The sequence below is a fragment of the Rhizobium sp. P1_B8 genome, from assembly GCF_056406515.1.
In genome coordinates this window covers 61,039-83,782 of sequence record NZ_JBFTZZ010000029.1, presented here as the reverse complement: position 1 = coordinate 83,782, position 22,744 = coordinate 61,039, and the positions used below count along the sequence as shown (strand labels likewise).

The 22,744-nt window shown below is 58.5% G+C and carries 23 protein-coding genes and 2 pseudogenes; 12 read left to right on the top strand and 13 right to left on the bottom strand.

Annotated elements, in window-relative coordinates; all coding sequences use genetic code 11:
• Window positions 1-161: 161 nt before the first annotated feature.
• Window positions 162-293, bottom strand: a pseudogene (locus tag AC1D2N_RS28275) (transposase domain-containing protein); the annotation flags it as partial.
• 59 nt (window positions 294-352) lie between these two features.
• On the opposite strand from AC1D2N_RS28275, the gene AC1D2N_RS28270 reads away from it, so the two are divergent.
• Together AC1D2N_RS28270 and AC1D2N_RS28265 are read left to right on the top strand one after the other, a co-directional pair.
• Window positions 353-985: a DUF433 domain-containing protein gene (locus AC1D2N_RS28270; RefSeq protein ID WP_018444521.1), complete on the top strand. Its 633-nt coding sequence runs from the start codon at window positions 353-355 to the stop codon at window positions 983-985.
• Complete coding sequence (locus tag AC1D2N_RS28265) at window positions 982-1,356, top strand: DUF5615 family PIN-like protein (protein WP_018245318.1); 375 nt, start codon at window positions 982-984, stop codon at window positions 1,354-1,356. The genes AC1D2N_RS28270 and AC1D2N_RS28265 overlap by 4 nt, the downstream gene beginning before the upstream one ends.
• Before the next feature lie 71 nt (window positions 1,357-1,427).
• Here AC1D2N_RS28265 and AC1D2N_RS28260 read toward each other — a convergent pair whose 3' ends face one another.
• On the bottom strand, window positions 1,428-3,008 hold the full coding sequence (locus AC1D2N_RS28260) for an ABC transporter substrate-binding protein (protein ID WP_018245317.1): 1,581 nt from the start codon (window positions 3,006-3,008) through the stop codon (window positions 1,428-1,430).
• 121 nt (window positions 3,009-3,129) lie between these two features.
• Between AC1D2N_RS28260 and AC1D2N_RS28255 the strand changes: the two genes are divergently transcribed.
• A complete protein-coding gene (locus tag AC1D2N_RS28255; RefSeq protein ID WP_065275917.1) occupies window positions 3,130-3,915 on the top strand; it encodes a helix-turn-helix domain-containing protein in 786 nt (261 codons plus the stop codon).
• Window positions 3,916-3,971: 56 nt separating this feature from the next.
• On the opposite strand, the gene AC1D2N_RS28250 is transcribed toward AC1D2N_RS28255, so the two are convergent.
• Window positions 3,972-5,006 carry a LacI family DNA-binding transcriptional regulator gene (locus AC1D2N_RS28250; RefSeq protein WP_018245315.1) on the bottom strand — a complete coding sequence of 345 codons (1,035 nt, stop codon included), beginning with the start codon at window positions 5,004-5,006 and terminating at the stop codon, window positions 3,972-3,974.
• A gap of 160 nt (window positions 5,007-5,166) precedes the next feature.
• Here AC1D2N_RS28250 and AC1D2N_RS28245 point away from each other — a divergent pair, with 160 nt between their 5' ends.
• The 6 genes from AC1D2N_RS28245 (at window position 5,167) to AC1D2N_RS28220 (ending at window position 11,240) form a co-directional block, all read left to right on the top strand.
• A complete protein-coding gene (locus tag AC1D2N_RS28245; RefSeq protein WP_018245314.1) occupies window positions 5,167-6,741 on the top strand; it encodes a sugar ABC transporter ATP-binding protein in 1,575 nt (524 codons plus the stop codon).
• Window positions 6,741-7,751: an ABC transporter permease gene (locus AC1D2N_RS28240; RefSeq protein WP_018517231.1), complete on the top strand. Its 1,011-nt coding sequence runs from the start codon at window positions 6,741-6,743 to the stop codon at window positions 7,749-7,751. Before AC1D2N_RS28245 ends, AC1D2N_RS28240 begins: the two co-directional genes overlap by 1 nt.
• A gap of 100 nt (window positions 7,752-7,851) precedes the next feature.
• Entirely contained in the window at window positions 7,852-8,775 is a 924-nt protein-coding gene (locus AC1D2N_RS28235; protein WP_130729683.1) for a sugar ABC transporter substrate-binding protein, read from the top strand.
• Window positions 8,776-8,883: 108 nt separating this feature from the next.
• The gene (locus tag AC1D2N_RS28230) at window positions 8,884-9,888 is read left to right on the top strand and encodes a Gfo/Idh/MocA family oxidoreductase (RefSeq protein ID WP_018245310.1); all 1,005 of its coding nucleotides are present in this window, start codon (window positions 8,884-8,886) and stop codon (window positions 9,886-9,888) included.
• Window positions 9,885-10,844 (top strand): sugar phosphate isomerase/epimerase family protein, encoded by a 960-nt coding sequence (locus tag AC1D2N_RS28225; protein ID WP_018245309.1) that lies wholly within the window; start codon window positions 9,885-9,887, stop codon window positions 10,842-10,844. Before AC1D2N_RS28230 ends, AC1D2N_RS28225 begins: the two co-directional genes overlap by 4 nt.
• A gap of 108 nt (window positions 10,845-10,952) precedes the next feature.
• Complete coding sequence (locus AC1D2N_RS28220) at window positions 10,953-11,240, top strand: MurR/RpiR family transcriptional regulator (RefSeq protein ID WP_018245308.1); 288 nt, start codon at window positions 10,953-10,955, stop codon at window positions 11,238-11,240.
• A 665-nt stretch (window positions 11,241-11,905) separates the two neighbouring features.
• Here the strand turns inward: AC1D2N_RS28220 and AC1D2N_RS28215 are convergent.
• Together AC1D2N_RS28215 and AC1D2N_RS28210 are read right to left on the bottom strand one after the other, a co-directional pair.
• Window positions 11,906-13,333 carry an aldehyde dehydrogenase family protein gene (locus tag AC1D2N_RS28215; protein WP_131705719.1) on the bottom strand — a complete coding sequence of 476 codons (1,428 nt, stop codon included), beginning with the start codon at window positions 13,331-13,333 and terminating at the stop codon, window positions 11,906-11,908.
• A 165-nt stretch (window positions 13,334-13,498) separates the two neighbouring features.
• Window positions 13,499-13,909 carry a winged helix-turn-helix transcriptional regulator gene (locus AC1D2N_RS28210; RefSeq protein WP_018245306.1) on the bottom strand — a complete coding sequence of 137 codons (411 nt, stop codon included), beginning with the start codon at window positions 13,907-13,909 and terminating at the stop codon, window positions 13,499-13,501.
• A 296-nt stretch (window positions 13,910-14,205) separates the two neighbouring features.
• Here AC1D2N_RS28210 and AC1D2N_RS28205 point away from each other — a divergent pair.
• Together AC1D2N_RS28205 and AC1D2N_RS28200 are read left to right on the top strand one after the other, a co-directional pair.
• Window positions 14,206-14,533 (top strand): annotated as a pseudogene (locus tag AC1D2N_RS28205) (hypothetical protein); the annotation flags it as partial.
• Between the two features lie 415 nt (window positions 14,534-14,948).
• Window positions 14,949-15,314, top strand: coding sequence for a VOC family protein (locus AC1D2N_RS28200; RefSeq protein ID WP_245494235.1), 366 nt, complete (start codon window positions 14,949-14,951; stop codon window positions 15,312-15,314).
• 321 nt (window positions 15,315-15,635) lie between these two features.
• On the opposite strand, the gene AC1D2N_RS28195 is transcribed toward AC1D2N_RS28200, so the two are convergent.
• Entirely contained in the window at window positions 15,636-16,232 is a 597-nt protein-coding gene (locus tag AC1D2N_RS28195; RefSeq protein ID WP_113544095.1) for a mobile mystery protein B, read from the bottom strand.
• The gene (locus tag AC1D2N_RS28190) at window positions 16,229-16,690 is read right to left on the bottom strand and encodes a mobile mystery protein A (RefSeq protein ID WP_113544094.1); all 462 of its coding nucleotides are present in this window, start codon (window positions 16,688-16,690) and stop codon (window positions 16,229-16,231) included. Before AC1D2N_RS28190 ends, AC1D2N_RS28195 begins: the two co-directional genes overlap by 4 nt.
• A 287-nt stretch (window positions 16,691-16,977) precedes the next feature.
• Here AC1D2N_RS28190 and AC1D2N_RS28185 point away from each other — a divergent pair, with 287 nt between their 5' ends.
• Window positions 16,978-17,262 (top strand): hypothetical protein, encoded by a 285-nt coding sequence (locus AC1D2N_RS28185; RefSeq protein WP_113544093.1) that lies wholly within the window; start codon window positions 16,978-16,980, stop codon window positions 17,260-17,262.
• Window positions 17,263-17,348: 86 nt separating this feature from the next.
• Here the strand turns inward: AC1D2N_RS28185 and AC1D2N_RS28180 are convergent, their stop codons facing one another.
• The 6 genes from AC1D2N_RS28180 to AC1D2N_RS28155 all read right to left on the bottom strand — a co-directional run bounded on the left by AC1D2N_RS28180 (window position 17,349) and on the right by AC1D2N_RS28155 (window position 22,475).
• Window positions 17,349-17,828 carry a MarR family winged helix-turn-helix transcriptional regulator gene (locus AC1D2N_RS28180; RefSeq protein ID WP_018444500.1) on the bottom strand — a complete coding sequence of 160 codons (480 nt, stop codon included), beginning with the start codon at window positions 17,826-17,828 and terminating at the stop codon, window positions 17,349-17,351.
• A gap of 134 nt (window positions 17,829-17,962) precedes the next feature.
• Complete coding sequence (locus tag AC1D2N_RS28175) at window positions 17,963-18,994, bottom strand: 2,5-dihydroxypyridine 5,6-dioxygenase NicX family protein (RefSeq protein WP_047620173.1); 1,032 nt, start codon at window positions 18,992-18,994, stop codon at window positions 17,963-17,965.
• A 59-nt stretch (window positions 18,995-19,053) separates the two neighbouring features.
• Window positions 19,054-19,695, bottom strand: a complete 642-nt coding sequence (locus tag AC1D2N_RS28170; protein WP_018245262.1) for an N-carbamoylsarcosine amidohydrolase — start codon at window positions 19,693-19,695, stop codon at window positions 19,054-19,056.
• A 13-nt stretch (window positions 19,696-19,708) separates the two neighbouring features.
• The gene (locus tag AC1D2N_RS28165) at window positions 19,709-20,461 is read right to left on the bottom strand and encodes a maleate cis-trans isomerase family protein (RefSeq protein ID WP_047620174.1); all 753 of its coding nucleotides are present in this window, start codon (window positions 20,459-20,461) and stop codon (window positions 19,709-19,711) included.
• Window positions 20,462-20,541: 80 nt separating this feature from the next.
• Window positions 20,542-21,342, bottom strand: coding sequence for an alpha/beta fold hydrolase (locus tag AC1D2N_RS28160; protein WP_113544092.1), 801 nt, complete (start codon window positions 21,340-21,342; stop codon window positions 20,542-20,544).
• Window positions 21,339-22,475 carry an FAD-dependent monooxygenase gene (locus AC1D2N_RS28155; RefSeq protein ID WP_113544091.1) on the bottom strand — a complete coding sequence of 379 codons (1,137 nt, stop codon included), beginning with the start codon at window positions 22,473-22,475 and terminating at the stop codon, window positions 21,339-21,341. Before AC1D2N_RS28155 ends, AC1D2N_RS28160 begins: the two co-directional genes overlap by 4 nt.
• Window positions 22,476-22,744: the final 269 nt, after the last annotated feature.

Sequence of the window (22,744 nt, the reverse complement as noted above, 5' to 3'; positions counted from 1 at the left end):
TGCGGTATCCAATCCGCGCATCAGAGCTTGATCACCGACGTCCTTCAGGTCCCGTCTCCACCTATGAGCGTGCATCCTTGACCACCGCTCCGCCGAGCGGTTGGTCTCGTGCGTCCAGAGTCTTGACAACGGACATCAGAGCATCCGGTGAAGGCCGCAGATTAGGCTGCTTGAGCGTTCAGTCCGTGTAGCTGCCAATTCCACGGAAGCAATTGCACCAGCTTACTGATTGGCGTGTCGGCGATGCGGGCCAGGACGTCAGCAAGCCAAGTCTGCGGATCGATGTCGTTGAGCAGCCACATTGCGAATTACCCGTGAATCATATATATTCTTTCGAAGGAGAATATTAATTATGGCTGCAGGACTTCGCGAATACACACCCACTGAGGCGGCTGCCGTGAGTGAGATCGGCATTAAGTCGGTACACAACGCGATCGACAAACGAATCATTGGAAGCCCCTCTACCGGCCACCGAAGCCGAGCGATCACTGACGACGATCTGCTGCGCCTGAAACTCTGGTTCGGCGTCGGCTCAATCCTTTCCGCCGAGCGCCGGAAGCGCCTCTTTGCCGCCATCGACGAAAATCCTGAAGCCGACACGGTCAGAGCAGACGACTATCTGATCGTCGACGTCGCGAGAGCGAGGGAGCACTTGGCCGCGCGTGGCGAAGCGCTCAGGGAAGCGGACAAGATCATCCACAGCGTGAAAGGTGTGGTTGGCGGTGAGCCGGTCTTCAAAGGAACGCGCGTTCCTGTCCGAACAATCGCTGCGATGAAATTGCAAGGCGCTCCCACGGACGAGATCGTCGAGGGCTATCCGGCTCTCACTGCGCGCATGGTGGACCTCGCCGAAATCTGGGTAGCGGCTCATCCTGCCCGTGGGCGGCCACGAAAGTTGTCGGAGCAGGGACTGAAAGTGAAGTCGGTGAAGCGCTTGCCTCTCGGAAAGGCCGGTACCGAAAAGCCCTCGGGCACGGCTACGTGAAGTTTCTCGTCGATGAATGCTTGCACACATCGCTCGTGGCCGTGGCTCAACATCACGGCCACGATTGCTTCCACGTCAATTGGCTGGGCCTGAGCGGCGAGACCGATTGGGATCTGATGCCTCGGATCGTCGCGGAAGATTTTACCTTCGTGACGAACAATGCCCGCGACTTCAGGAAACTCCATGCGCGAGAGGATCTGCATGCTGGCTTGGTGATCATCGTGCCGCAGGTTCTGCCGATGCAGCAGCGGGAATTGTTCACGCTCGTTCTGCGGGAACTCGCCGGATCTCCGGATCTGGTGAACGAGGTGATCGAGATCGCCATCGAAGAGGGCGAGGCTCTGCTGACGCGCTATGCACTGCCAGAGTGAAGATCAATTTCCGCCAATGCGGGACAGATTGGTTAGAATCCGCGCGCGCCCTATTCGCCCGGCTTCGGGCATCAGGCGTCCAGCCAGACACGCGTCGCGACGTAGCCGTTCGACATATCGTTGCCGATGTCGTCGACATAGCCCTTCAGCGTCTTCGAAGAGGCCATGATGTTGTCGTTGAAGACGGGCAGGATCAGACCGCCATCGTCTCGCACCATCAAAGCCAGCTGTCGATAAAGCACCTTGCGCTTGGCTTCATCGAGCTCAGACCGCGCCTGCAATACCAACTTGTCGAAGTCAGGCTGCTTGAAATGCGTGTCGTTCCATTCGGCGGTCGATAGATAGGAGGTGGAATAGCGAGAATCCTGTGTCGGGCGACCGCCCCAGAAGGAGGCGCAGAAGGGCTGCTTGTTCCAGACATTAGTCCAGTAGCCGTCTTCCGGTTCGCGCTTCACGTCGATCGTGATCCCGGACTTGCGCGCGCTTTGCTGGAACAGGATCGCCGCATCCACGGCGCCCGGGAAGGCTGCGTCGGAGGTGCGCAACAGAATTGGACGGTCGAGACCCGATTTCTTGAAGTAGAAGGCGGCCTTGTCGGGATCATAGGGCCGTTGCTCGATATCGGTCGGCGCCAGGGGGTAGTTGGAGTTGACCGGATAGTCGTTGCCGATCGTTCCATAGCCGGCGAGAACCTTGTCCAGGATCGACTGACGATCGATGGCATATTTCAACGCGAGACGAAGGTCGCTGTTGTCGAAGGGCGCCGTGTCGCAATGCATCAGGAAGCAGTAGAAGCCCTTGCCTGCATTCCGGATGATACTCACAGTCGGTGCCCGCTGCAGCATGGGAACTGTCTTCGGGTCGATGCTGTTGACGAAATGGACCTGGCCGGAGGCAAGCGCCGCAACGCGCGCGGTGTTGTCGTTGATGACGAGTATTTCGACGCTGTCGACAAAGCCGCGGTCGGAGCGCCAATCCTTTGGGTTTTTCTCGAATGTGGCGCGGACCCCGGGTTCGAAGCTTTTCAGAATGTAAGGACCGGTGCCGACTGCTGCTGCCGGATTTTCGACGCCGCCCTTGGGTTGGATAATCAGGTGGTAGTCGGTGAGAAGGAGAGGCAGATCCGCATTGCCTTCCGAAAGCGTCAGGACAAGGTCGCCCGCCTTTTCTTCAATGCTTGCAATTGACGCCATGAGCCCAAGAGCGCCCGACTGCGAGTTTTTGTCCGCGTGCCGCTTCAGCGTCGCAACAATGTCGGCGACGGTCATCTTGCTGCCGTCGTGAAACCGTACATCGTTCCTGATCTTGAAGGTCCAGATGGAAGCATCCGTCGACGGCGTCCAGGAAGTTGCCAGCGAGGGCAGGGGTGCGCCAGTCTTGGGGTCGGATTCGACAAGTGTGTCGCCCCAGAGGCGGCCAATGACGAACAGTACCGAGGCACTGTATGTTGCCGGGTCGAGCGCGTCGCTGGTGGCGCCGCCCTTGAGGCCAAGCTTCAGATGGCCGCCACGCTTGGCTTCCTGCCCCCGTGCGTCACGCGGCATCAGGAGGCCCGAGGCGAGGGCCGGCAAGGCGCCGAGCGCGACGGCACCGCCGAGGAAGTGGCGGCGGCCGATTCTCGGCTGCGAAGATCGATCCTTTTGATGCGTCATAACGGTCCCCTCTTTTTCATTTGTAAGTGGGAACGTAGAGGCTGGGTCGGCTCACGCAATTTCGCGACTTGACGCATCCTTAAGCGAGTTTACGCTAGTTCACGAGAAGACGGAGTTACGGATGCCTCACCTGGTCGAGAACCTCAAAATCGCCTGCGCAACGCAACGTTCAATTTCGCATCTGTGCCGTGCAATCGATATCAACCGGCAACAATTCAATCGATACATCAACGGCCAGACGAGGCCTTCCGCCCATAATCTGGCTCGCATCGCCAACTATTTCGATCTTGATGCAGCCGACTTTGACCTCGCTCCCAAACAGTTTCGCGAGCGACTTCACAAACCCGTCCTCGGTATCAACGGAGGTTCAGAGCTTCTCAAAGCGTTTCCCGGAAACCTAACCGCGCTCAGGCGTCATATCGGCTATTTTCAGACCTATTATCGTTCGCCATCCTGGCCCGGGATGGTTGTCTGTTCGTGCAGCCGCCTTATCGAGCAGGGTGGATTGGTGCAGGCCAAATCGATGGAGCGGCTTCGAGACCTCGGAAGCGGCATTCAGCAGTTTTCGAAATATCTGGGCTTGGCGGCCTTCTATCGGAACCGGATCTTCATCACGCAACGTGTCGTCGGACCGAACGCCATGCTGTCGCAGACGATCCTCCTGCCATTCGACGAGTATCAGCGCGTCTATCTGCGTGGGACGACGATGGGAATTTCGTGGCGAAGGGAAAACCTCCCCTATGCCTCGCGGATGATCTGGCGGCATGTCGGCACCGAGCCAGACTTGCGTGAACTACTTGCGCGCTGTGGACCTGTCCCGCTATCGTCCCGCCAGCTACCACCGACGGTGCGCTCATTCCTCGAGGATCCAGCTGCAGAAGTATATGAGGTGCCCGCAGAGTATTGAGAAAAGGCCAGGGGGCGATGTCACAACGGCCGCCAACGTATCACCAGGCAGTTTTCTTAGATATTAGTCGCTGTGTAGAAGTCGAAGGGTACAATGTGCTGCGACACGGTCGGTGATCGGTCGGTATCGAGAGCTTGCGCCATTGCGCGCACCAAGGTCTCCCCCAACTGCTTTGCCGGGTGAGATAGGACGACCTTGATCAATCCTTCAGCAAGACCGGCTTTTGTTTCATTCGTGAGCTCGTGTGCTATGACCACAAGGCGTTTGGCTGCCGGTCCACCATCCTCCCGCAGAGCTCGCATCACACCGGTGATGCCGCCGCCGGCAACGTAAAGCCCGACCCAATTTGGTTCGGTCTGTAGAAGGTGACGCGTGGCCTCATAAGCAATTTCGGGCTCTTCAAGGGTTGCAACCGTCTCCAGCATCTGAAAGCCCGGCGCGCTCTCCCGGAAGTATGATCGAAACCCCATTTCGTTTAGTTCTTGCGCAAGATATCGGTGATTTCCGACGAAGACGGAAACCTTGCCGCCATTGCCATTCAGCCCGGCTATGAACCACGCGGCCGTGCGGCCCTTTTTGACGCAGTCGTTGCCGACATAGGCTGCGCGGGAGGCAGTGGAAATATCGGAAATCATGGTCACGACCGGAATGTTCTCTGCTGCAAGACCATCGACGGCGTGGTTCACCTGCGGGTGGTCGGAGGTGATCATTCCAATGACGTCGGCTTCGCGACTGAGAGCGTAGATCGCCTCGGCAGCCTTGTCGGGCGCAAGATCGTCCATGAATCTAACGATGGCCCTTCCATGGGCGTCGGGAAATGCTTCGGTCGCCGCGACGAGAACATCGCCCCACATTTGATAAAGCTTGCGGTGAGACTGCTTGAGAAGAAAGCCAAATTTGATCACCGGCTTGTCGTGCTCGAGTCGCCGGGCGATGGCCGTCACGCCATGGAAACCAATCTGGCGGGCGGCGTTAAGAACCCGCTCCGCCGTCTGTGGGCGCACGGGGTCGCGACCGTTCAACACGCGGTCGACTGTTGAAATGCTTACATTCGCGGCTTTTGCCAAGTCGGGGATCGTTGGGCGTGACATAATAAGCCTCTCATAATCTGACGCTATTTATGAGAGGTTTTGGGAGAAAAATCCACAGCTTCGTTGACAGCTGGCGGAATTTTCGCAATTTCATCTTTCAGCAAAAGCCAATTTGGCGGGAGGGCTTGGGAGAGCTCTCTCATTTGGAGGAAATACTCTCATGTCTGCGACCTTGCAAAAGGTGGCGCCGCTTTCAGGCGGCGAAGGCCATCGCACGCCTATAGATAGCGGAGCCGGCTTCGTTCTTGAAATGCGTTCAATCACCAAGGCCTTCCCTGGTGTTCTCGCGCTCGATGGCATGAGCCTGAAGGTTCGTCCCGGCACCGTCCATGTCCTCGTCGGGGAAAATGGCGCCGGCAAGTCGACGCTCATGAAGATTCTGAGCGGTATCTACGCGATCGACGGCGGAGAAATCCTTTTCAGAGGCGAAAAGCTCGACCACCAAAGCGCCGCAGCCGCACTGGACCGAGGGATCTCGATGATCCATCAGGAACTCAGCCCGGTGCTCGACATGACCATCGCCGAAAACATCTTTCTCGGCCGCGAACCCACTTACGGCCGGACAGGCATTTTGTCCCGGTTTGTCGATTTCGATCGCATGAATTCAGATACGCAGACGCTCCTGGATCGGCTGGGTCTGAAATACAGCCCCCAAACCAAGATGCGAGACCTGTCCATCGCGACGATGCAACTCATCGAGATCGTCAAGGCGATTTCGCGCGAGGCCTCTCTGGTGATTATGGACGAACCGACGTCGGCGATCAGCGACACGGAAGTCGCGATGCTCTTCAGACAGATCGCAGACCTGAAAGCAGCAGGCGTCGCGATCATCTACATCACACACAAGATGGACGAGATCTTCCAGATCGCCGACGACATCACGGTGATGCGTGATGGCCAGTTCATCGCTGCCGCCCCGGCCAGCGAATATGAGCCCGCAAAGCTGATTTCCCAGATGGTCGGCCGCACGATCTCCAGTATTTTTCCGAAAGAGGAAGTGCCGATCGGCGAGATTGTCCTTTCCGTCGAGAACCTCTCTCGTGACGGCAGCTTCGAAAATGTCAGCTTCGAGGTGCGCGCCGGCGAGATCATTGGCCTTTCCGGCCTGATCGGCGCAGGGCGGACAGAGGTCGCCCGGGTGATCTTCGGCCTGGACGCGGCGGACGCGGGCGTCATCCGTCTGAACGGAAAACCGTTAAAGCTCATGTCCCCGAAGGATGCCATCGCCAACGGCATCGCCATGGTCTCAGAGGATCGCAAAGCGGAAGGTCTGGTGCTTTGCCGGTCCGTCGGCGAGAACATCTCGCTTGCGAACCTCAAGAAGTTCGCTTCCGGCCTTTTCATCAGCGAGCGGCAGGAAGAGACAGCTTCCCAGCGCATGATCAAGATGCTCCAGATCAAGACGCCCGATACGGCAATGATCGTTGAAAACCTCAGCGGCGGCAATCAACAGAAAATCGTTCTCGCCAAGTGGCTGCTGGGTGATCTGAAGCTGCTCATTCTCGACGAACCCACACGAGGCATCGACGTCGGGTCGAAATCCGAAATTCACAGACTGATGACCGAGTTCGCTCGTCAGGGGCTGGCGATCGTCATGATCTCATCTGAACTGCCCGAGATCCTAGGCATGAGTGACCGCGTGGTGGTGATGAGCGAAGGCCGGGTGACCGGCGAACTAACAAGGAACGAGGCCACGCAGGAAAACATCATGCGCCTCGCCACGGGAGGACACTGATGAGTATCGAACGCGCAGAGGCGGCCGTGAAACGAGGAGGCCAGGTGATTTCAGGCTCTCGAAACATGAGCTTTTCCCAGATCTACCGGCAGTACGGCACGGTTCTCATCTTCGTCGGAATCTGCATCCTCGCGTCGATTTTGAGCCCGACGTTCTTGACGGAAGCCAACCTGACCAACGTCCTTCGTCAGGTTGTGGTGGTTAGCCTTCTCGCATGCGGCGTCACCTTTATCATTATTCTGGGACATATCGACGTATCGCTGGGATCTGTTCTCGCGCTCTGTGGGGTCATCGCCGCGAGCGTAATGGCCATCACCGCCAGCGTCATCCTCGCGGTCGTCGCGGGCGTAGCAGTCGGCATTCTGACCGGCATCGTAAACGGTTTCGTCATCACCTTCTTCCGCATCCCGTCGTTCATCATGACATTGGCAATGACGACCGTCGCACGCGGCGCAGTGCTCCTTTATACGGGTGGATCGCCCGTGACGGGCTTGGGCGACTTCAAAGTGATCGGGCAAGGCTCGCTTGGCCCAGTACCGATCTCCGTGCTCATCCTCGCGATCGTCATCGTCATTTCCTGGATTCTTCTCAACAAGACCAAGTTCGGCCGATACGTCTATGCGGTAGGCGGCAATGAGCGTGCCGCGCGCGCTTCCGGCATCAATCCAGACAGCATCGTCGTGAAGGCTTTCATCTTCAACGGCATTCTGTGCGCCGTCGCAGGCATCGTCCTCATGTCTCGCATCAATTCCGGTCAACCGGCCGGCGGCGTCGGCTATGAGTTCGACGCGATCACCGCGGTGGTCGTTGGCGGCACCAGCCTGATGGGCGGCACCGGAACCATTACCGGCACAATTATCGGATCGCTGATCATCGGCGTCATCAACAACATGCTCAATCTCATGAATGTCAGCTCGTACTGGCAGCAGATCATCAAGGGTCTGATCATCGCGATCGCCGTGATCCTCGATGTCTGGACGAAGTCTGCCCGCAGCAAAAAGAAGGCATGACCGATGTTCTTCGGCGGGCTAGCGCCTGCTGAGGAACCACCTCTTTGTCGGCGGGATTTCCCGCATCCGGAATGAATCTGAAACTCTATGGGAGGACCCAATGAAAGCCATTTCCAAACTCGCTCTCGCCTGCGCCATATCCCTTGCCGGGATCTCCACCGGCGCTGCATCCGCCGCGGACAAATTCGTCGTCGGTTACGCCAATATGGCGGATACGGACGTCTTCGTCATGGCGCGCAAAAACGCCTTCATCGAAGCGTCGAAATCCGATCCGGCAGTCGAAGTGAGCTTCTCCGACGCCAACAACGACGTCAGCAAGCAACTCGATCAGATCGACAACTTCATAGCGCAGAAAGTCAATGCGATTGTCGTCGTGCCGGTCGACTATCAGGGCATCGTACCGGGCGTCGAGAAGGCGAACCAGGCCGGCATTCCCGTCATCGCTCTCGGCATCCAATCGGCAGGCGGCAAATACACGTTCGTCGGCTCGAAGAACATCGATGCCGGCCGTCTCCAGGGCGAATACATGAAAGAACACCTGCCCAAGGACGCCAAGATCCTCTACCTCGAAGGCACGCCGGGGCTTTCGCACACGCAGGAGCGAAAGAAGGGATTCGAGGATGCGCTCGGCCGTTCCGACGTGGCCACCCTCGCCAGCCTTTCGGCAAACTACGACCGCGCTGAAGGCATGAAGGTCACGGAAGACTGGATCCAAAGCTTTCCGAAGTTCGATGCAATCGTCGCAGCCAACGATCAGATGGCGCTGGGCGCGCTCGAAGCACTTCAAGGTGCCGACCGCCTCAAGGGCGTGATGATCTCCGGTGTCGATGGTACGGCCGATGCTCTGAATGCGATCAAGGCCGGCACCATGTCGCAGACCATCTTCCAGGACGCCGCAGGCCAGGCGAAGGCCGCCTTCGAGGTCGTGGAAGGCCTGAAAAAAGGCGAGGATGCGCCGGCCGAAAAGCTGGTGCCGTTTGCTTCGATCACCAAGGACAACGTTGACCAATACGCAAAGAAATAAAGCCCTCCCAAGGGTGCGTGCCGGGATGGGGTTCCCGGCACGCATTTCGCACGACAGACGCAATGCTTGCCGCAAATCGCTGGTTCTCTAACGACAGGAAATATCGAAATGACAATAAGGATCGCCGTCATCGGGGCAGGGTTGATGGGAGCCGATCATGCGAGAATCGTCGCAGAAGATCTGCCGGGGGCGAGCCTCCAGGTCGTTTGCGACATGGATGCGGATCGCGCCCGCAAGGTGGCGGACGCCTACAGCGCTCACGACGTCGACTCAGACCCCGACCGGGTGTCCGCCCGTCCGGACGTGGACGCAGTTATCATCGCAAGCCCCGATTTCACGCACGCGCCCTTGTCGCTGTCCTGCATAAGAGCCGGCAAACGGGCTCTCTGCGAAAAGCCGCTGTCGCAATCTTCGAAAGAATGCTTGGAGATCATGCAGGCGGAAGAAGCCGCGGGAAAGAAGTTCATAATGCTCGGCTTCATGCGCCGCTTCGATCAATCCTATGTGGAGATGAAGCAGGCTCTGGAGCACGGTGCGATTGGCCGCGCCCTGATGATGCACAACTTTCATCGTAATGTCGCGACGCCCGCGTCGGACTTCACCGGAGCGATGGCAATCACCAATTCCGCCCCGCACGAGTTCGATGTCGTCCGACATGTTCTCGACACCGAATACGTATCGATCTCCGCCTTCCAGCCGAAGCGCTCCGACGCGCTGGTCGCACCGGTTTATATGGTGCTCGAAACCGCCGATGATCAACTCGTGAATATCGAGATCAACAATAACGCGGCCTACGGATACGACGTGCGCGCGGAACTGGTGGGCGAGAAGGCGACCATCGCCATGAACGCCGTCAACTACACCCGCGTCGACCGGGAGCTCGGCCAGAGCACAAGCTACGAAGCGGATTGGCGCGGCCGCTATGCCGAAGCCTATCGCCGCCAGAACCGCGCTTTCATTCGGTTCGTCGAGACCGGAGTGTTCCCGCACATCGCGTCGAGCAGTTGGGACGGATACTGCGCCGCAAGGGTCGCCGAAGCCGGCGTCACGGCCTTGAACGACGGCTGCAAGGTTCCCGTCGAAATGATTTCCAAACCGGAGTTTTACGCATGAAGCTTGGATTCGTATCAGACAGCCTCGGCGGCCTGCCCTTCGAGGCAATGCTGGATCACGCGCAAAGGCTGGGCGTCTCCGGCGTCGAGGTCAACACCTGTGGCTGGTCGACGGCGCCGCATTTCGATCTATCGACGATCCTGCGGGACAAGAACGCGCAGAAGTCATTCCTCAGAGCTTTCGCCGACCGGGAACTTGAAGTGGTAGGCTTGAACGCCAACGGAAATCCCCTGCATCCGACCGATCATGGCCAGGGGCAGGGTCTTGAGGATACGATCCGCGCAGCCGGCGAGCTGGGTATCAAGACCGTCTGCGCGATGTCGGGACTTCCAGCCGGGAATGCCGCCGACACCATGCCGAACTGGGTGGTCTCCTCATGGCCGCCGGAAACGCAGGCTATCCTTCGCTACCAGTGGGAGGAGAAGCTCCTCCCGTACTGGACCAGGATCGTGGCACTAGCGAGAGAGCACGGCGTGGAACGCATTGCGCTGGAACTGCATGGCAATCAGTGCGTCTATAACGTCCCTTCGTTGCTGAAGCTTCGCGAAGCCGTTGGCCCGGTCGTCGGAGCAAACCTGGACCCGTCGCATCTCTTCTGGATGGGTGCCGATCCTCTTGTCGCCGCAGAAGCGCTCGGCGGAGCCGTATACCACGTTCATGCCAAAGATACCCTCCTCAACACTCCGAAGCAGGCCGTCACCAGCCTTTTGGAGAACGGCAGCCTAATGGATATCCCGGCGCGTAGCTGGTCCTATATAACGCTGGGATTTGGCCACGGCGAAGAATGGTGGCGGCAGTTCTGCTACAGGCTGAAGATGGCCGGTTACGATGGCTGGCTCTCGATAGAGCATGAGGATGTGCTTCTGAACAGCCTTGAAGGACTGGAGAAGTCCGTCGCTCTGTTGCAGGGCGTGATGCCGGTCGCAGCCAGCGATTTCAAGCCGCAGGCGATCTAGTCGGAGCGAAACACGCCCGACTGCACTTCGCATATCTTATGTGTGGCGCCGCCTCTGTGCGGGCTTCGGCTGAGTTGCGTGAAGTCAGCTCTTTTGAAAGTGAGCGCAATGCTACAGGATCGGAACTCTCCTCCTCCCTCAACACTGCAGGAGCTGAAGCGCCTGATCGCCAGCCGGCAGCTGGTATTTCCCGTCGGTCTCGAACGGGTCGCAAGGGAGATCCTGGAAAGGCCGGAAATAACGGCCTTTGAAAGTGCTGCCGCGGTGGCGCGCAGGTGCCGCGTTTCTCCAACAACGGTCCATCGGCTTGTCCGGCACATTGGATTCCAAAGTTTCGGCGAGCTTCGTGTGATAATAAGAGAAGATATCTGCCGCACTGCCGCTAGTCATCGCTGAAGATCCGCGATTTCTGCGGCCCCATCGGCGGTGATCGGCGGAGTTTCCTGGCGAACTTTACGACAAGGAGATCGACGAAGCACGGAATGCAGCTAGAAATGGCGACGCGCGGGCCATAAAGGCCCTGAAGCTAATGTTCGATAAGATGAAGTTTCCCAAGGTGGCAATTTTCGTATTTGCGCGCAAAGGTGATCGGGAGAATGCGGAGCCTTTATGGGCAGCATCCGGACTCTAGGGACGCCTGCGGATGCCATTCGCGAAGTCTCTTGGGGCGGAAACTGCGGAAGATGAAAACGGATGCTGTCGAGGAGACCGCTTGCTTTTGTAAGCTATCGGATCCGCAGGCGATGTCATTGCACAAATCCGTACGAATGCTTTCGAGATCCTGCCAATCGGTCTTTGCGGCTAGGTGCATGCAACCCGGCGATTCCGTCAGGTGAGTTCTTACTTCATGCTGTTCTGAAATCGGCAGGGCGCTCCATCCGCCAGCGCCCCTTCTATTTTCTTCCGCGCCGGGGTGAAAGATCGAGAACAGATGGGGCTGCAAGAACGCATCGCGCTTTCGAGAAGTACTGACAGATCACGGTTCCTCCGCCGGCGGTGGGAAGAAACAGCAGAATGCCCGGATCAATTGAGTTCCGGGCATCCATAATCAGATTAGGCTGTCAAGCTGCCTCACGGAAACCGATGATGGCCTTGGTCTCAAGGAATTCAGCGATCGCCATCGGACCCCATTCACGTCCGTTGCCGGACTGCTTGTAGCCGCCGAAGGGCGCAGCCAGATCAAGATTAACATTGTTCAGGTAGACTTGGCCGGCACGCAGGCGACGCGCGACAGCTTCGGCCGCAACCCGCTCACCCTGGACATAGGCAGCAAGGCCGTAGGTCGTGTCGTTGGCGATCCTCACCGCTTCCTCCTCGTCGGAATAGGCGATGATGACCAGGACTGGCCCGAAGATTTCTTCGCGCGCGATCGTCATGTCGTTGCGCACATCGGCAAAGATCGTAGGCCGGACGTAAAAGCCAGCATCAAGTCCGTCGGGACGGCCGAGCCCTCCAGTCACAAGCGTGGCGCCTTCATCGAGACCCGACTGGATCAGACGCTGGATTTTGTTCCATTGCGCTTCCGAGGCCACCGGTCCCATCTTTGCATTCGAAGAAGGATGGCCGACCGACCACGTTTCGGCGGCCGCCTTGGCATAGCTGATTGCTTCGGCAACCTGATCGACATGGACCAGCATCCGAGACGGTGCGCTGCAGTTCTGTCCGCTGTTCAGCATCATCTGCGCTACGCCCCCTTCAACAGCAGAAGCGAGGTCCGCGCTGCGCAAAACGATATTGGGTGACTTCCCCCCCAGTTCCTGATGTACCCTTTTGACTGTGAGCGCACCGGTGCGAGCCACCTCGATCCCAGCCCCAGTTGAGCCGGTGAAGGAGACAAGGTCCACCTCGGGATGGCTCGTCAAAGCATTGCCGACAACGCGGCCATCTCCATGAACAAGGTTGAACACGCCCTTGGGTACTCCGGCGTCATGGAGGATCTCGGCAAGGATCGTACCTGAGAACGGCGCGATTTCAGACGGTTTCAACACCACGGTGCAACCCGCAGCAAGTGCAGGTGCCACCTTTGCGGCCATCAGCATCAAGGGCCAATTCCATGGCGTGATCAGCGCACAAACTCCGATCGGCTCGCGCACGACTTCACTTGTGCCAAGAGGCTCATCAAATCGGTAGGTCTCAAGCGCTGCTCGTGCAATCTTGAAATGGGCAACGCCGACGGTCACCTGCAATTGCTCGGAAAGCCATCGCGGCGCGCCCATTTCATCCGTTACCGCGAGGGCCAGGTCGCTCACTCGCTTTTCGTAGGCAGATATAATCCGGTCGAAGAGCGAAATTCGCTCCTCAATCGAGGTGAGCGAATACGTTTCAAATGCCTTTCGCGCGGCTGAAACAGCGTCGTCCACATCACTTGCATCGCCTAGCGCGACTTGACCAACGACGCTTTCGTCCGCGGGGTTGATAACATCGATAACGGCCGTGCTTTTGGGCTGTACCCAGGCTCCGTTGATATAGAATTGAAGATTGTTGCGCATGAAAATGCTCCATCATTGTTGACGGAAACACAAGTATATTTTGTACACCTGGCGTCAATTAGGCACTTAAAATAGCCCTGGTAGGGCACAGTATACCTGGTCCGAGTTCTCTTTCCCGAACCGCCGCGAGCCAGTATCGGACCTCCTGCAGTCGCTCTCGTCGCGTTAAAGACGTAACTGGATTAGCGATCTGTCCGCGCCCTTCTGCCCGCCATCTATGCTGTCGAAAGCCTCTCTTGCTGCGGTGACCTCCGGCAGTTTTACCAGTGTCCATTTGTGAAGTTCCTGGAGTGGCTCCCGTAACGTGCGGCCCAGCGGCGTCACCTGATACTGAACGGCGACCGGCGAGAGTGAAATCACCTCTCTCGCTATCAGGCCGTTGCGTTCGAGCCGGCGGAGGCACTGAGTGAGTGCTTTTTGCGTGACACCTTGCAGCCGACGGCGAATGGCGTTGAAGCGCTGCGGTTCGTCGTCGAGTACGGCAAGCACCATCATTGACCACTTATCAGCAATCTGATCGAACAAGGCCCGGCTCGGGCATTCAGAAGAAAAGCAGAGCGGTTCAAGTTCGAGCATGATGGTTTCCTTCGATATACCTAGGCGACTTGAAGTGCCTGATTGACGCTAGGTTTACATAATATACCGGTAGGTCCGTTAAACGCAACGGAGTTCTACTGAGGGCCAGTCCCGATACAAGCGGTCTTTTCCGCCCCATCGCCAACCGATCGCTTGAACTCAAAAATCGTTTAGTTATGGCGCCGATGACCCACCTTTTTGCGCCCGAAGGCGTGCCGGGGTCAGCGAGTGCTGACTGCCCATCGGCGCCGGGCAGAAGGTCGCGCCGGAATGATACTGTCTGAAGGGGCGGTGATTGTGCAGAGGCAATGAACGCAAGGGCATTGGGTCTATACCGCCGGACTTGTGCTCGTGCGGCAAAAGCCGGGATCGGCCAACGGCGTCATGTTCATCACCATCGAGGACGAGACAGGGGCGGGCCGACACTCTTCGAAAAACGCCGGCGGATCGTTCTCGAATCGTCGATGATGGCGATCAATGGCCGGATCCAACGGGAAGGGAAGGTCGTCCATCTTGTTGCCCAGCAGTTGTTCGACTGGTGTCAAGCGATTTGGCCGCTCTGGCTGATCGTGACGAACAGTTCAAGCGAACGGCGGAGAGGGCAACGAGTTCGCGCATTGCTAACCAAGCCGACGCCACGCCTTGGAGTTCGCCTTTTCGATGCCTTACGCGCGAAAGACGTAAGGGTCGTAGGTTCGAGTCCATTCAAGGCGGCTACCTGTTATCGATCTAAATTATATTGCAGGCAGGCCATCTGTACCACCCACGGCATTCCAGCCGGAGGGCTGTGGCTGGTGGAAGTCGCCCGTCGTGAGCACGTTGAACAACTGGTACTAGATGATCCTTTCTGGCCAACCGGTCTTCGCCGTGACGTACGTATACTCGCCTGGCACCGGGTCTTCGCCGATAGCATGCGCCTTAAGGCGCAAGGGTAAGATGAACTTCCTTAATCATGCCCGTCGCGGAAATCCTGACTTTCGCACGCCGGAAAAGTGTGCGATTCATTCGCTACCGAAGCCTGGTAATGGAGGATATGACGATGGCTACAGCCCGGTATTTGGTCAACGATGTCGATATGTCCGTTGCCTTCTATACAGAGCATCTTGGTTTCACCCTCCAGCAGCAGTTTGGCCCGGCAATGGCGATATTGTCACGCGGCGATCTCACATTGTGGCTCGCCGGGCCGATGGCATCGGCCGCAAAATCTATGGCAGATGGGCGCAAGCCGGAACCCGGCGGGTGGAACCGCTTCGTTTTGGAGGTTCCGGATCTGTCGCAGCTCGTCGCTGATCTGCGCAAACGAAACATAGTTTTCAGAAACGAAATTGTTGAGGGGCCAGGCGGGCGACAGATCCTGTGCGATGATCCCTCAGGGAATGTTATCGAACTATTTGAGGCGGCCTGAACCACCCTTTTGAATGTCACATAAATCTGACGTTTGTGACAGGATTTTTCCTGGATTTTCAGCGCAGTCTATTTCGTCGCTTAGCTCCGGGAGACCGTCTGAAAACTCAGCTGCCTGCTTCAGGGAGAAGTGAATATAGCAGTACGCGCCGACGGCCTCCGCAGCCCCCGCGGGCAGGCCGTATTCTTCGCGTCCTCCACGGCGCGCAGGAATGACCAGAGACTTTGCCAGCGAGCTGGGCTTTGCTCGCGATGCTGAGAATCAACGGGTCGGTGGTTAGAACTGGTTCAAGGCGAACGATGTGCACTGAAGCTGCGCCTCTCAGGTGCGCGCGAATTCTAGCAGCGGCGCGATATTATGGTTGTCGGCTGCGCGAAGGGCTGCGACGTAGCGAGTCCGCAGCTCACCGACATCGGCCAGAGTTCCGCCGCCCCAACTGAAACGCTCGCTGCCAAGGCGTTCGATCAGAAGATCGGCCGCCAAGCGAGCGTGACGGCCATTTCCGTTTGGAAATGGGTGGATCGCGACCAGGCGATGGTGAAACCTGATCGTAATTTCATCCGGCGAAAATGTCTCATGCTCCACCCAATATCGGACGTCGCTTAACAGGCTCGCGAGCTCCGCGCCGATACGGTAGGCTTGGACACCGATGTTGCGCTCCGTCGTTCGGAAGGTGCCGGCCCATTCCCAGACTTCGCCAAACATCCGCTTGTGCAGTGTCCGCATAAAGTTCTCGCTGAGCATTCGTTCAAGCGATACGCGCCGGCGACCGCGCGCCCAGGCCGCACCCTCGACGATGTTTTCCTGCTCTGCCTCGTTGAGATCACGGCGGTGCGTGATCCATGTCTGAAGCAGCCCCTCTCGCTCATGCGGTTCAAGGGGCGTTGCGCCCTCAGGCTCCTGAAACAGGTCCGTCATGTCTCGTTCCAGAGGTCGCGCTCGGAGAGCTTGTCGCGAATGTATGCCTGGACGCGCGATTCGAAGTCCGCTTCATCCGTGCCCTGAGCTTCGAGCCGCATTGTATGCGCGACGCGCTGGAGCTCGCGCGTTGCGATTTTCCTCGCGCGCGCCTCGACGACAGCCCCGAGTGAACTGTTGGGTACCAGTGCGTAGACGAGGGTGCAATCCATCGCCTCAGCTGCACGACGTAAGGTGTTAAGTTGGATCGTGCCCGCGGCTTCCGACTTCTCTATCGCTTCTACGGTTTGGGGCCGCACGCCAATGCGCGTGCCGAGCTGCGCACCCGTCATCCCGAGTGCGTCGCGCAACGCACGCACCCATCCTTTCGGCGGCGCCTTGAACTGCTCAATCGGTTGGAGCGCTCGAAGTCTTTCATCAAGCCGCAGGCGCCCCCTCTTTCGACTGTCGTTCTTCATCCATTTCTCTCAGACTGCAGACTGATCTAGACGATCTCTATCAGTATACAGGCTGATTATCAATAGCATTGCTCATGCTGTAGTCTGATTTTATTTCTGATAATATCAGCTTGCAGACTGTAAAAAAGCCGTAAAAAATCAGGCTGTAGCCTTCGATCTGAAGGCTGTCAGCTGCATCGACTTCAGGATCGGGCTGGGCGTTGCCTGGAACAAGATCCTATGGGGAGTGGATAGCGGCCTGCACCGGGGCAGAGTGAGTTCGCTAAAACTCGCTCTGGAGGCTCATCATGCTTACGACAGCCGATAAACCCGATGCACCTGCCGCCATCCGCGTCGATCTTGGCGCAATCTTCGTTTCATTAGATCTCAGTAAATCCAATCGCGACCTGCTCCGGCTTTGGTCGCGCCAGGCTCGCGCCGCCGGCAACGGCTTTGCCGTCCTCCACTTCATTGCGGCCCTGCGGGTGCAGGCAGCGTTTGCAGCATCGCTTTCGGCTCCGAATAACGCGCTCTGTCGCAGCATCACAGGGTCAGCGGCTTTGCAACGACTGGCAATGAAGAGGAGAGACTGAGACGAGCCTTCTCAGCAGGAGCCGTTTGCACGGACTGTAACGCGTCTGCGGTTCGTTTCCCTCAAGAGCAGGGACCCAATCAACACCTACTGTTCAGTCTCATCGTCGGCGATTTTGCGCAAGAGATACAACAACGCGATGCGTTCCGCCGGATTGAGACGCGCGACAGTCTTTTCACTGATGAGGTAGGCTTGCGGATACATGTCCTGCAGCAGGGCTTCCCCCTTGGGCAGCAAAGAGATCACCACCTTGCGGCCGTCGGCCTCGTCCTTGGAGAGATCGATCAGTCCGCGGGCCTTCAGCCGCTCGACGATGCCACGGATGGTCGCCTGGTCGACGGACGTTGCCTTCACGAGCTCGACCTGCGAGCTGGGACCGAGATCGTGCAGCGCGCACAGCGTCACGAACTGCACCGACGTCAAGTCCGGATCGCTGGCATTGGTTTGGAAAATCGACAGATGGCGCTGATAGGCCTTGCGCAGGAGATGCCCGACTTGCTCCGTCACTTGGTAGCCATTTTGAGGCGCCGGAGCTTCTGGCAGCTGTTCGGTCTCTTTTGCGGTCATCGTCGATGTGGTCCATCAGTTACGGCGTCTTTGGCGGGAATGCAGGAAACACCACAGCATGTTGCGACGGTCAAGGCGTGGCACACCGCCAACCCGCTCCGCGCGATTTCACGCGGAGCGGCTGGCAAGCCCGGTTATTTGAAGTTGTGCTTCATTTCCTTCACGGCGATGTCGCCATCCAGAACCATTGGCTCATCATCGAGGAACAGCGAGCAACCGCGCATCGGGATATCCAGATGGCACGCGGTGTCGTTCGGGCCGCCGAGCTCGTTGTTGGGGCCGGTTGAAAACATCACGTTGCCGTAGAAGGAGCGTGCCTCCATTCCCATGCCACCCGGGAATTCGCCCGGTACCATGCGATGCCACTTGGCGTTCTGATTGAGACCCCAGCCGACATGGCTCATGCCCATGCCACGCGGGTCGTTGAAACCATCCATGTAGGACTTGACCAGCTCGGCATCGAGGCCGCCGCGAATATCGGTGATCCATCCGTTTTCAATCGTGTAGATGATCGGGTCGCGCACGTAGATGTTCTGCGGCAGCAGGATATCGCCTGGAGCAACGACGATTGTCCCGTCGACGCCATCGTCGTCACCGCCGGTGAAGACAAAGCCGGACGGCCAATGATCCCAGCGGCCCGGCTCGTCCGTGCACGCATATTCGGTAATGGCGGGATAGGTGTTGAGCTTGTAGGTGACGTCCGTGCCGTGCGGAGAGGTGATCCGCATCACTTTCGCCTTGGACAGCAGGTCTCCGGCAAATTCGACGCGCTCGCGCAGTTCCTTGGTCGGCAGCATGCGTGCCAGAATTTCTGGCGGTTCGACGGCGGTCAGGATACGCGTGCCGGCCGCCTGGATCGCCATCTGCTCCGGGCTGAAGAGCAGGAAGATGCAGTCGATCAGCATGTCGGCAGCCTTCAGGGCCTCCACCGCTTCCGGCATGGCGGCGAGGCCCGTCTGGCCGACCGCCCAGGCACCTGCCGGTGGCACCGGCGGCAAACGCATGTGATACATCTTGGCGCCAAGACGCATGCCTGCCGCCATGAAGGCGTCGGCGTAATCGAGGCGCTCGCTGCCCTGGGTCAGGACGATGAGTTTTTCGCCCTCGTGGACACCCGACATCTTCAACTGATGCAGGCAAATTTCCGTGAAACTGAATTGATCCATGCTCGTTCCCCTATCTTGTTTGAAGGCTTAGGTTTGAAGTCTGGGGCGTTTCCCCCAAATTATGCGCGGTCGGACCTGACTTTGGCGATTTCCGCGATCGCCTCCTCCCTCGAAACGACATCGCCATATTTGCTGTCGATGTCGAAGAGATTGGCATTGTGCGGATCTGGGTGCCGGTCGCCGACGCACTCGCGCACCACGATGCCGCGGAATCCATGCTGGACCGCATCCACGGCGGTGGCGCGAATGCAGCCGCTGGTCGAACAGCCGGCCATGATCACGGTGTCGATCCCCTGCGCATGCAACTGGGAGGCAAGACTGGTGCCGAAGAAGGCGCTGGCATATTGCTTGACGATGACGAGTTCGCCGCTGGCAGGCTCGACACCGTCGCAGAATTCGGCCAGCACGTTGCCTTCGACCATTCCTTTCATGACAGGCGACTTCTTCACCCACATCCCGCCATCGGCGCAGTCTTCCGCAAGATAGAGGATGCGCGTATGGATGATCGGGATGCCGGCCTCGCGGGCGGCATCGATGAGCGCCGGCGTCTGCGCGACCGCGTCAACCACGCCAGGGGCGTAGAGAGGCGCGCCCTCGGTGGTGTACCCCTTTAGGAAATCGATGACGAGGAGGGCAGGGCGCTGGCCGAAGCCGATGCGGTTGCCCCAGACGCCCTGATAATTGCTTTGCGCGCTCTGCATGATCGGCCCCTCTTCAGTATGCGCCCGACAGAAGTGCGCCGGCGCCTGGCACGACGGCTTCCAGACCGAGCTTCTTGAGCATGCAATAAGTGGTCGCGACGGCGGCGGTCAGTACCGGTTTGCCTGTCATGGCTTCGACCTTGGCGATGACGGGCAGCGATGGCATCTGCACACAGGCCGATAGCACGATCACGTCCACATCGGTCAGGTCGAGCGTCTGCACGATCGCCGGAAGATTTTCCGGGTCGTGGCGCGCCACATCCAGATTGTCGGGGATCTCGAGTGCCCGCCAGTCCACGACCTCGAAGCCTTCCTCGCGAATGTAGTCCACGACCAGCTCCGTCAGCGGTTTCATATAAGGAGCGACGACGGCGATCTTCCTCGCCTTCATCACCTTCAGGCCCTCGATCAGGGCGCCGGCACTGGTCACGACGGGAATATCAGTGCCATTCTCCTGGGTGCGACCCATCAGGCGCTTCTCCGACTGGCGGTGATAGCCGAGGCCCATCGCCATGATGGCGACCAGGCACGCGTATCCGAGAACATCGACGCGGGCGTCGGAGAGCTCGACGGCGCAACGGTCGGATTCGGCGTCCATTGCCGCCAGTTCTTCCTTCACCACTTTCTTCATCCGCATGCGGCTGGAGTGGAAAGTGAAGCGCTCGGGCCGGATGGACTGGCGTGCCGTCAGCATGGCGGGAATTTCGGTCTCCATCGTCGTGTTGGAGCTCGGAACGATCTGGCCGATACGGTAATACTTCTGCACGGGTGAAATCCTTTGCTTCGCAAAAAAAAAAACGGCTCTCAAACAAACGGCGGTGGATCATCGCCCCACCGCCGCTTCAATCAACGGGAGAGAAAATCTCCAAGCGCGGCAAAGAAGCCGTCGAAATCATCCCATGGAATCATATGCCCTGCATTTGGCACCCGGGTAATTTCCAGCCCCGGATAAAGCGAGCGGGCCTCGTCCACGTCGACGCTTTCGATCACGCCGCCACGGCCGGCGACCATCAACATGGCCGGCTGCTTGAGCTTCGGCAGATCCGGAAAGATGTCGTCCTTGTGGAAGTCCTCGAAAGCGGTGACGATCGCGGGCTCGTAGCAGCTGTGCAGCCATTCGGCGCGCAGCTTCAGTTGCTCGTCGGTCCATGACGGGCAAAACGCCTTCATGCCCTCCGCGTCGATGCCCTTCAACGCCAGGCGGATGCTGTCGACATACCAGGTCAGCTTGCTCGGGTAGGCGCGGCGTCCGGGGCCGGAGACCGGCGGATCGATCAGCGCCAGCCTCGAAAACGCCTCCGGCGCCGCAACGGCGGCTCGGATGGCGATGCGCGCGCCCATCGAATGGCCGAGCAGGGCGGGAGTAGCAAGTCCAAGTGCCAATGCGAAGCCGACGACGTCGGCAGCCATGGCGTCGAGGCCGTAATCGAGGTCGGGGCCAGTCGACGACAGGCCGCGGCCGCGTACGTCGATCACATAGACGTCGTAACGCTCGGCCAGGCGTTCGGCGACGAAACCCCAGGTGATCGCGGGGCTGGTGATGCCCGGGATCAGGATGACCGCAGGGCCTTTGCCGCCATAGCGCAGATAGTGCTGTCGGATGCCGTTGGCGAAGACGTTCGCTCCGTACAAGGCGCCGCCGCTCATGCCGCAGTCTCGCTCTTCAGGGGGGCGGCATAGATATCATAGCCGTAGACCCAGGCCGGATCCTCCTGTTTGAGCAGGAAAGTGTTGGCGTTCGAAACGCTCTGGACACGCGTCGCGCGATCGCGGCGGTTGGTCTCATACAATCCGAAAGCGGTGCGGAAGTCGTTGACGCCGGTCTCCTGCAGGCAGCGGGTCAGCATGGCGGCGTCTTCGATCGCCATCGCGGCACCCTGCGCCATATGCGGCTTCATCGGATGGCACGCATCTCCAAGCAGCACAAGACGGCCCTTGCTCCAGAGCGGCAGCGGGTTACGGTTGAACAACGGCCATTTCGTCACCCCATCGGTGCTTTCGATCAGCGCCTGGATGATCGGATGATAACCCTCGAACGACGCCGCCATCTCGTCGCGGCTGCTGTCGACGAAAGCCGAATCGAATTCCCAGGCCGGATGCGGAACGCCGGTGACATAGTAATATTCGTCGCGCCGAGCCGTCGTGTAGTAGACCATCATATGACGGTCCGGACCCCACCACTTGACGCAATCCTCGAATGTCAGATCGTATTTCTTCAGTCTGTCGGACGAGATCAGGGCGCGATGGCCGACCCAGCCGCTGTAATTCGGCTTCTCTTCGCCGAGCAGCGTTTCGCGAACGCGCGAATTGATGCCGTCGGCGCCGATCACGATGTCGGCGCGTATCGAGGTTCCGTCTTCGAATTCGATCAGCACATCGGTGCCGCTGTCGTCGAGGCGAGCCAGCTTCTTGCCGAAATGCAAGGTGCCTGGCTGCAACGCATCGCACTGGATGGCCTGCAAGTCGCCGCGGTGAACGGTGCAATAGGTCTGGCCGTAGCCTTCAAGCGAAACCCGGGCGGTGTATTCGCCGGTAATGCCGTCGCGGCTGAACCAATGGCTCGGCGTGCTGCTGATGCCGATCACCTTCTTGTCGACGCCGATGCGCTCGAAAATCTTCAGGACGTTCGGCCCCATATGAATGCCGGCGCCCAGGCGCGAGAATGCCGGTGCCTGTTCATAGACGTTGACGTCGAAACCTGCGTGTTGGAGCAGCGCACCCGCGACTGCGCCGCCGAGGCCGGCGCCGATAATCGCGATCTTTTCTTTTCCGTTAGACATAGCGACCCTTCTTAGCTGTCTTTAGACGCATTGTTCCCACGATTGGAGGCTTGGCAAAAATTCTAGCGCATACGCTCTAAATTGCAATAGCGATGTTCTGATTTTTATCAAGACGACACAAAAAACGCCTTGCTGATTGGATACGCCAGCAAAATCCCGATGATGAAATCCGACTTGTCTTTTGTCATTATAAAGCGTATGCACTTCTTAATAATAAAAGGGGCAATAGATGCGAAGAGTCGGTGACTGTTGCATCGTTATGGTTTGCG

Coding starts and splice junctions, on each gene's coding strand:
- AC1D2N_RS28270 (WP_018444521.1), top strand. CDS start 353: ATGGCTGCAGGACTTCGCGAATACACACCCACTGAGGCGGCTGCCGTG.
- AC1D2N_RS28260 (WP_018245317.1), bottom strand. CDS start 3,008: ATGACGCATCAAAAGGATCGATCTTCGCAGCCGAGAATCGGCCGCCGC.
- AC1D2N_RS28255 (WP_065275917.1), top strand. CDS start 3,130: ATGCCTCACCTGGTCGAGAACCTCAAAATCGCCTGCGCAACGCAACGT.
- AC1D2N_RS28250 (WP_018245315.1), bottom strand. CDS start 5,006: ATGTCACGCCCAACGATCCCCGACTTGGCAAAAGCCGCGAATGTAAGC.
- AC1D2N_RS28245 (WP_018245314.1), top strand. CDS start 5,167: ATGTCTGCGACCTTGCAAAAGGTGGCGCCGCTTTCAGGCGGCGAAGGC.
- AC1D2N_RS28240 (WP_018517231.1), top strand. CDS start 6,741: ATGAGTATCGAACGCGCAGAGGCGGCCGTGAAACGAGGAGGCCAGGTG.
- AC1D2N_RS28235 (WP_130729683.1), top strand. CDS start 7,852: ATGAAAGCCATTTCCAAACTCGCTCTCGCCTGCGCCATATCCCTTGCC.
- AC1D2N_RS28230 (WP_018245310.1), top strand. CDS start 8,884: ATGACAATAAGGATCGCCGTCATCGGGGCAGGGTTGATGGGAGCCGAT.
- AC1D2N_RS28225 (WP_018245309.1), top strand. CDS start 9,885: ATGAAGCTTGGATTCGTATCAGACAGCCTCGGCGGCCTGCCCTTCGAG.
- AC1D2N_RS28220 (WP_018245308.1), top strand. CDS start 10,953: ATGCTACAGGATCGGAACTCTCCTCCTCCCTCAACACTGCAGGAGCTG.
- AC1D2N_RS28215 (WP_131705719.1), bottom strand. CDS start 13,333: ATGCGCAACAATCTTCAATTCTATATCAACGGAGCCTGGGTACAGCCC.
- AC1D2N_RS28210 (WP_018245306.1), bottom strand. CDS start 13,909: ATGCTCGAACTTGAACCGCTCTGCTTTTCTTCTGAATGCCCGAGCCGG.
- AC1D2N_RS28200 (WP_245494235.1), top strand. CDS start 14,949: ATGGCTACAGCCCGGTATTTGGTCAACGATGTCGATATGTCCGTTGCC.
- AC1D2N_RS28195 (WP_113544095.1), bottom strand. CDS start 16,232: ATGACGGACCTGTTTCAGGAGCCTGAGGGCGCAACGCCCCTTGAACCG.
- AC1D2N_RS28190 (WP_113544094.1), bottom strand. CDS start 16,690: ATGAAGAACGACAGTCGAAAGAGGGGGCGCCTGCGGCTTGATGAAAGA.
- AC1D2N_RS28185 (WP_113544093.1), top strand. CDS start 16,978: ATGCTTACGACAGCCGATAAACCCGATGCACCTGCCGCCATCCGCGTC.
- AC1D2N_RS28180 (WP_018444500.1), bottom strand. CDS start 17,828: ATGACCGCAAAAGAGACCGAACAGCTGCCAGAAGCTCCGGCGCCTCAA.
- AC1D2N_RS28175 (WP_047620173.1), bottom strand. CDS start 18,994: ATGGATCAATTCAGTTTCACGGAAATTTGCCTGCATCAGTTGAAGATG.
- AC1D2N_RS28170 (WP_018245262.1), bottom strand. CDS start 19,695: ATGCAGAGCGCGCAAAGCAATTATCAGGGCGTCTGGGGCAACCGCATC.
- AC1D2N_RS28160 (WP_113544092.1), bottom strand. CDS start 21,342: ATGAGCGGCGGCGCCTTGTACGGAGCGAACGTCTTCGCCAACGGCATC.
- AC1D2N_RS28155 (WP_113544091.1), bottom strand. CDS start 22,475: ATGTCTAACGGAAAAGAAAAGATCGCGATTATCGGCGCCGGCCTCGGC.